The sequence below is a fragment of the Candidatus Eisenbacteria bacterium genome (assembly GCA_016867495.1).
Classification (GTDB): Bacteria; Eisenbacteria; RBG-16-71-46; order CAIMUX01; family VGJL01; genus VGJL01.
On record VGJL01000258.1, the window covers coordinates 1 to 2950 of the forward strand.

Here is a 2950-nt window from a genome sequence, read left to right on the forward strand (position 1 = left end):
CCTACTTCCTACTCAGGGCCCTTCTCCACACGGTCACGTCGTTCTCGGGAACGCTCGTCAGCGTCGTCGCCTTCGTCTTCGTCATCATCCTCTTCAGCCCGATCCGCGAGCGGATCCAGGAGCTGGTGGACCGATCGGTCTATCCCGACCGCTTCGCGTCGCGGCGGCGCCTGCGGGAGTTCGCGCGCAATCTTCCGAAGCTCTCGGACGAGCAGGAGATCATCCGCGCGAGCCTGCTGAACGTCGCCCGCAGCCTCGGCGTCGAGCGGGGAGCCTACTTCCAGGGGACCGATCCCTCGCAGCCGGCCAGCTTCACCTGGGGCATGAGGCCGGGTCAGGCCGATCCCCTGCGGCTCGGCTCGAATCTGCGCAGCCCGGTTCTGCACAGGGCCGAGCCTCTGCTGCGCGAGGAGGTCGAGGCCGAGCTGCCCTATGGCTATCTCCCGGAGGAGGAGGCGGCGACGCTCGCCAGTCTCGACGCCGCGGTCCTGGTCCCCGTCACGACGGGGCACCGCTCCTTCGGGATCGCCGTCTTCGGCGGGAGAATCGACGGCGAGTCGTACGGGGCCGGGGATCTCGAGGTCCTCGACTCGCTGGCGACGCAGACCGCGCTGGCGATGGAGAACGTGCAGTTCCAGCGCGAGCTGAAAGAGAAGGAGGCGATCGAGCGGGAGCTCATCGTGGCGCAGACGCTCCAGCGGAGATTGCTGCCCCAGTCCTCGCCGAGCGTCCCGGGGGTCGAGCTGACGGCGGCGACCCTCCCCTGCCAGGAGGTGGGGGGCGACTACTACGACTATCTCCTCAGCGAGAATGGGCGCGTCTTCATCGCGGTGGGGGATGTGTCGGGCAAGGGGATCCCCGCGGCGATCTTGATGGCGAACGTCCAGGCGCTCTTCCGCGCGGAAGCGCGCGAAGTCGCGGAGCCGGATCAGATCCTCGCCCAGATGAACCGGAGGCTCTGCGAGATCGAGCGGCCCGACCGCTTCGTCTCGTTCTTCTGCGCCGCGTTCGAGCCGGAGAGGGGAGAGCTTCGCTACAGCAGCGCGGGGCACCCGCCGCCCCTCCTGGTGCGGGCCGACGGGACCCTCCACCGCCTCGACGCGGCCGCTCTCCTGCTCGGCATCGAGAGGGAGATACGGTATCCGATGGGAGTCGTGCGGCTGCAGCCCGGGGATCTGGTGCTCTGCTACACGGACGGGATCGCCGATCCGATGGCCAACGGCTCCTGCCTGCGCGAGGACGAGCTGGAGGAGATTGCGCGGGCGCATCGGCACCTGCCCGCCGAAAGGCTCCTCGACAGGCTCTTGGAGAGGTTGCGCCAGGGACCGGCCCTGGATGACGACACCACCCTCCTCATCCTGAAGACGATCTGAGCCGCCCCCTCCCTGCCACCCGCGGGGGCGGACCCAGCCCAGGCAATGCCCGCGGACGGGACGCCCCGCGCGAGGCCTGGCCAGCCCTACTTTTCCTGAAGCCCGTCCCGTTCCATGCCGAAACTCCGAGTGGAAGGGTTGAGGCGTTCGGCTTGGGGTGGGGTTGGGGGGTCGAGGAGTCTCAGGGATTGACAGGCTCATCCCCCGATCGGTCGGGGCGAAAGGCAAGGTTGAGCCATGGCCCTCGAACTTCTGTTGGTCGTCATGCTCTTCGATATCTTCTGGTGGCTGAGACGCTAGGCGTGCCGGCGTCCGGTCCCGAAGGGCCGGCGCGAGACGCCTAGAGCCCAGCGCACAGGTCGAGGAGCGCCCCCGCAGGGGGGCAACGGAGGCGCCGCCCGCGCGACGCCGCGAACGGAGCGCGCGGGGCCATCGACGCACCGGACCCGAGGCGCCGCCGCCTGGAACGCTCACCCGTTCCCGCGGCGGCGTCTTCGTGGACTCTCGTGTGCACCATTCCATTCCCTCCGCGACGCCGACTTGCTCGGCATTCGATGTCCCCTCGCGGTCTCCCCGAGATCCGGCGCGCCCATTTCCGTCTTTCGCGCCCGCCCCGAAGCGCGTATAATTAGGACTGCTTGCAGGATCGCATCGAGACGATCCGGCGTCCGGGGCTTGGCAATGTTTGCCCGACCCCGGGGAACCATCTCGCGCGCGGCTGGAGGAAACCCATGCCTGACATCCGCAGGACCGTGATGGCCCTTGCACTCCTTGCGACTCTCATCGCCCTACCGGCTGCGGCCGGGGCGCCCAAGGTCGTCTTCGCCGAAGAGTTCTCTGCAACCTGGTGAACGTACTGCCCTGCGGCCCGGTGCGGGCTAGAGAGGCTCAATACCAACTATCCGAACTCCACCATCATCATGGAGCATCATGTCTCGGGATCCGACCCCTGGACCATTCCGGAAACGACCGCCCGCGACAGTTGGTATGGCGGGGGATCGTCCATCCCGGATGTCTGGGTGGACGGCAAGTACGAGGTTCTGGGTGCGAGCGACTGCAACAGCGCCTACAACAACTACCTCTCTCGCTATAACATGCGGATGAGCGAGACGGGGGGGAACAGCCCGGTCGGGATCGAAGGCACCTTCACCGTCTTCGGGACAGCGGGGAGCTTCAACGCCACCTACACGCTCCTCGATCCCTATACCCTCGGATCGGTGCGGGCCACGCTCTTCGTCTATGAGGAGGGGCTCACCTACGGCAGCGTCACCTACAACCATGTCACCCGCGTCATCAAGGACCAGACGATCACGACGCTGATCAATCAGGGCGACCAGGCGACGCTGAGCATCCCCTTCACGGCGGGCGCGGGCTGGGTCGCCAACAACCTGCACGGCGTCGCGATCCTGCAGCAAACGACCGGACAGAAGACGATCATCCAGGCGGCGCGTCTCACCTTCCTGACCGACTTCAGCGTCACGATGGCAAGCCGGATCGCCTCCGTTCCCGAGGGCGACGGGTGGACTTCTCTGCAGGCGCAGATCAAGAACCGCAGCGCGGCGGGCGATGTCCTGACG

2 protein-coding genes are annotated in these 2950 nt (G+C 67.3%); both read left to right on the plus strand.

From position 1 onward, the window contains the following. The coding region (locus FJY88_13115) for a hypothetical protein (protein ID MBM3288266.1) at nucleotides 1-1373 on the plus strand (1373 nt) is incomplete at its 5' end. A 1019-nt stretch (nucleotides 1374-2392) separates the two neighbouring features. Next, nucleotides 2393-2950 (plus strand): hypothetical protein (locus tag FJY88_13120; protein MBM3288267.1); only part of this gene is annotated, 558 nt, incomplete at its 3' end.